4 protein-coding genes are annotated in these 4,926 nt (G+C 65.2%); 2 read left to right on the forward strand and 2 right to left on the reverse strand.

Annotated elements, in window-relative coordinates; genetic code table 11:
• A partial coding sequence (locus ACWBNA_RS47615) for a transposase (protein ID WP_482710845.1) occupies positions 1-351 on the forward strand: 351 nt, incomplete at its 5' end.
• A 6-nt stretch (positions 352-357) separates the two neighbouring features.
• On the opposite strand, the gene ACWBNA_RS47620 is transcribed toward ACWBNA_RS47615, so the two are convergent.
• Positions 358-1,458: a hypothetical protein gene (locus tag ACWBNA_RS47620; protein WP_482710846.1), complete on the reverse strand. Its 1,101-nt coding sequence runs from the start codon at positions 1,456-1,458 to the stop codon at positions 358-360.
• A gap of 17 nt (positions 1,459-1,475) precedes the next feature.
• Positions 1,476-4,208, reverse strand: coding sequence for a hypothetical protein (locus tag ACWBNA_RS47625; RefSeq protein WP_482710847.1), 2,733 nt, complete (start codon positions 4,206-4,208; stop codon positions 1,476-1,478).
• Positions 4,209-4,720: 512 nt separating this feature from the next.
• Here ACWBNA_RS47625 and ACWBNA_RS47630 point away from each other — a divergent pair.
• The coding region (locus ACWBNA_RS47630; RefSeq protein ID WP_482710848.1) for a transposase at positions 4,721-4,926 on the forward strand (206 nt) is incomplete at its 3' end.

Below are 4,926 nucleotides of genomic sequence, written 5' to 3' on the forward strand. Positions count from 1 at the left end.
AACGACGTCACCCAGCTTCTGCCACTTCTCGATGCGATTCCGCCGGTCCGTGGCCGGGTCGGTCGTCCTCGCCGTAAGCCCGACTCGCTGTTCGCCGACCGCGGCTACGACCACGACGTCTACCGCGACCAGGTCCGCGATCGCGGAATCGTGCCGGCCATTGCCCGCCGAGGCACTCGGCACGGCACCGGCCTGGGCACCTATCGGTGGGTGGTTGAGCGGACCTTCGCCTGGTTCCACGGCTTTCGACGCCTGCGGATCCGCTGGGAACGGCGAGCCGACATCCACGAGGCATTCCTGAAACTCGCCTGCTGCCTCATCACCCACCGACAACTCAGCTCATTGTGTTAGCCGCTGTTAGGGCCGCAGAGGACTCTCGTTGGCGTTGCTCAGCACCACGCTCTCGATTCCCTCTCGCTGTACACGACGTGCCGTCTTCACAAGGTGTCTCCCCAACTCGATGGCTCCCTGATCGACCTTGGGCAGTCCCGACGGCAGATTGAGTCTGCCGTGCTCGGCGAAGGGCCGGTCCGTGCGGGGATCGATGAATCGGCGGAGGAAGTAGCCGTACAGTTTGGCGGGAACGTGCGAGTGGATTCCGCTGAACATCTGATCGGTGGTGGACACGCTGGTACCGGTCAGGCCCTGTCCCGTGACGCGATGGTGGTCGAGAAGCAGAATCACCCACACCACCAATTCCGTCGCGCGCTTACACCTTTCCAGCCCATTGGAAAAGTCGTCCATGTCGATGGCCTCGCGCAGAGTGAGCTCTTTCATGGCCTCCGCGTCGAGTTCGAGGGTTCGGGTGCGCAGGGCCTCCTCGAACACCGCGTTGGCTGTCTCGAGACCGTACGCCTCTCTCCTGTGCCAGGCGTCGATCGTCGCGCGCAAGGCGACACCCGGCGTGTCCATCGGAGGAAGCGTCTTCTTGGTCGATTCCTCCCGCGCTCCCTGCTTAGCTTTGATCAACGCGGTCAAATAGTCCGCGGCGTCCCCCGCCCGAGTTACCGTCACCTCGAGCGCCGCGTGGTAGCGGCGGAGGGATTTGACGTCCTTGTAGAGCGTGTCGGCGCTGCGCCGGAACAGATCACTGGTCGGCGAGAGGACGGTACGCATCTGGATTCTGGCGTTGGCCCGAGGCAGGGCCAACGTCCTGAGAGCCAGTTCCTGGCTCGCCAGATGCATGCGAACACGAGGCAGCAGCACCTTCTTCGCGAGCAAGGACGCGAGGTGCCCCACCAACGGTGACTCCAGCAGGAAGCCACACATAACGTCCAGGACTACCTGACGGAACGTCACCTCTGGTCCGTCTTCCAGCAGTTCTATGCGCTTGTCCTGGACCTGCTCCGCCGCGTGATGCATGGAGTCAGCGATAGCCTGCAAGCGCAGCTGGTCCGCTGCGGCCGCCGTGCGCAATGCCCGGACAGCCGCCTCGATCTGCTGCTGAGTCGGTGCCATGATCGCCACCCTTCCGGTCACGGAGCGTCCCCGCGCAGGGGATCACTGCCCCTGTCGGGGTCGTCGAGTCGCCCTCGTTTGACGCGCTCGCGGTACCGGGTTTCCTCAGCGTTGACCAGGGCGAGCTCGGCGGTCTCTCGCTCAAGGGCGAGTTCGAGCGATCGGGTCTCGATGGCTTGCCGCCTGCGCATCTCCGGCCCGCACGCGCACCCGTCGTCGACCAGCGTCTGCATGAGAATTCCATGGGTGGGCAGCGTGACGTCGTCCCGGATCGGATCGATCTCGGGCCGGCCTGACAACCATTCCCGCACCTTGTCACTGAGTTCTTGATGGCCGTCCCACGCCTCGCTGACCGGCAGCACAAGACTGTCGCCGACCGAGCCGAGGACACGCGGCTCGATCATCTCGACATCCACGCCTATGCGCGCGAGGTCGACGAGTTGTTCCGCCACGGGCCGTGCGACGAACACCGCGTGGCGGTAGTAATTGGCGTTCTCGGCCAGGTGCTTTTGCAGAGCCTGTTCCCTCTCGGTTGCGATCGCCGAGTCCCGTAGTCCGAAGGCCGCCTCCAGCCGGTCCGACGCCGAGAGTCGCTCGGCCTCCGCCTTGGCGTTTTCCACCACCGCCGCGGCGCCCGGCGTCAGCGCAGTGGCCCCGAATGTCTCGTCCCACGTTTTGACGAAGCTGCTGACAGCAGCGCTGAGCCCTCCGTCATCCAGGGTCAGCAGCCCCAGCTCCTCGATCCGGCTGTTCCACCAGTTGGCTTCCGCGGAGGGGTTGCCGCTGTAGTCGAGGACATGGGATCGCGCGATGGTCCGCTTGGCATCGGTCCGCGCATCCATGCCGGCCATCACTGCCGTCAAGCCGCCTTGCGGCAGGCCGGCCGCAAGCTCGGCGGCCAGGGAACGGATCTTCTCGGCGGATGTGGTGGGAGTGATGGCTTCACCCGGCAGCTTGTCCAATGCCCCGGCGATGGCCCCGTTCGTCTGCAAGAGCATGCGATACGTGACCCACATACGGAAGGAGCGCATCTCCGCCGGGGTGGGCTCCAGCTCATGCCGGTGCTGGTCGTCCATGGCCTCGAAGACACCCGTATAGGTCGCCTGCCCCAGTGTGCTCCAGGCAAGGCGAAGGCGTTCGATGGCCGCCGCCAGGGGCCGGACGTCGACCTCGGTCGTCGGCTGGGTCTGGGTACTCGCCTTCTTCTTCGCCTCGTCACAAGGGAACTTCTCGCAGACCAACTCCCGGGCGAAGGCCCGCGCCGCAGTCAGCCGCGCCGCCGCGAACCCGCCTTCGAGGCCGGGGTCGAACAGGGCCGCCCGCAGTGACTCCTCGTACTGGCGAATCGTGACGTTGTCGAACTGCAGGTCTCGCATGGGGTTGGCGACCAGCACCACGGGGCGCACGTGGTTCCGCAAGTGCTCCGTCACGAGCGTGTAGCCTGCGACGATCTCGAAGTACTGGATTGTGAGGCCGTGACATTCGCTCGCGTTCGTGAGTCTGCGAGTGGTGCGCTCCTCCCGGCCGCTCTCGCGGCTCTCCACAATGCGGGAGGTACGACGTGTCCTGACGCGTGCCGCCGCCTTGGTGACGCTCTCATGGATCTTGCTGGTCGAGGTGCGGGCGACCGACTGCAGTTTCTCACCCACGCTCACGCCGCCGGACAACGAGACGGTGGCTCCGTAAGCGCTGTAGTCGAATGCGGCGTCCGCCCTAGCCTGAAGGTCGCTCCCTTTGGTTGCTTCCTTCATCACGTCGGAGACATCCCGCGTGGTGTCGACCGACTCGAAGGCCTGCTCGATGTCCGACTCCGTGGCCTGGTCGAGGGAGCGGCGGTGGTGACTCCAGGTGAAGACCTCGACCGTCACCTCTTCGCGGGGCGCGAGCGGAGTCGTGTGCAGCAGCCGCCCCCTGGCATAACCGTGCAGCTCCCACCGCTGGCGCCACGGCAGGTAGACGCCCAGGCGAGGGACGACTGGGGAAGGCGTGGTGCGGGCCTCTTCGGACCTGCTCTCCGGCGTGGTCCTCTGCCGCATCAGCGGGCCGAACTCCGGATCCTCCGCGGCCACGCGTATCTGCGTGCTGCGACCGCGGTCGGTGAACTCGGTGCGGCCCGTTTGCCGTAACTCGCCGACGTTCTGTGCGGTCAGGGCGAGACGAGCGTGCCCTCCGCGGATGTCCATGACGACTGGGTCGGCCAGGAAGGCCGCCAGATCCTGTAGGTAGACGATGTCGGGAAGGTCGCCGCGGCGTCCGCCGTCAGCGGCCCGCAGGGCCACCCGTAACCCCAGGCCCGGGAGATTCACGACGACGGCGTTGCCTCCGAGGAGGAGCTTGACGTCGCCCTTCGACAGGTTGAGTGGGACGTCGTGCAGCTCGGACACCACACCGGTCGCCAGCAACCGGTCGAGATCCACATCTAGGGGATCGAGATCTCGCGGCGCACGCCAGCTGGCCTCGTTGCCGACCAGGGCGTCCTGGAACGGGATGCCGCCGTAGCGCTGCCAGTCGAGCGGTTGCTCCTCCAGCCCGGCTTCGTCCAGACGTTTGCGAGCGTTCGTCGCACGACTACTGGCGATGAGCGGGACTCCGCCTTCCGTGGTGATTTCGATGAACTGCCCGAACCGCTGTTCATCGAAATACCGGCTGACGGGGAGATTCTCGTCACAACCACCGTCGAGTTGCGAAAATGAATTACGCGAATCCTGACGCTGCGTTTCATCTGGATCTTCGTGGAAGTTGATGGACACGCCGACACCTCTCACGCTGCCTTGCGGGAACTGGAAATTCCTCTTACAGACCGACCTCCTGATCCGTGACCAGATTGCCACACGGAAAGGCTCCTTGAAATCGAACAGTAGGTGGCGGCTTGCGAGTTCCTGCTCTCCTAGTGTCTCGTGCTTCTGTTCGTGGAGCTTGAGCCGCCTGTGATCGTTGAATCTGGTATAGATCTCTCCTCCGAACAGATTGCTGAACTAAGGGAGTTGGCAGGTTCGCGGGATGCGATGCGCTGACTGTCGTGGCGCTTCGCGCACGGATCGTGTTGTGGTCGGCCAAGGGGCGGCGGCGAAGGGCATCATCGCCGGGCTGGCCGGGTCTGACGGTGTGCCACTGCAAGTCCCACTATGGCGAGCGGGGTGTTTCCGGACTGGAGGACAAACGTCGGGGCGGGCCGCGCCCTAACAGCGGCTAACAAAATGAGGTGGATCGGCTCTGGCTGGCGTGTCCAGCGCGGGGGTTGAGCGTTCCGTGCGGTGTGGGGATGTCGCCGTGGATCGTGTCGGATGAGCTGTGGGACCGGTTGGAGCCGCTGTTGCCGCAGCGGGGGCGGCGTTTCCGCTACCCGGGCCGCAAGCCCCTGCCGGACCGTGAGGTGTTGTGCGGGATCTTGTACGTGCTGCATACCGGGATCCAGTGGGAGTACCTGCCGCAGGAGTTGGGCTTCGGCTCGGGCATGACGTGCTGGCG

The sequence above is a fragment of the Streptomyces sp. Q2 genome (assembly GCF_056820935.1).

Bases quoted from the DNA above. Each gene is read 5' to 3' on its own strand.
- ACWBNA_RS47620 (WP_482710846.1), bottom strand. From the start codon at position 1,458: ATGGCACCGACTCAGCAGCAGATCGAGGCGGCTGTCCGGGCATTGCGC.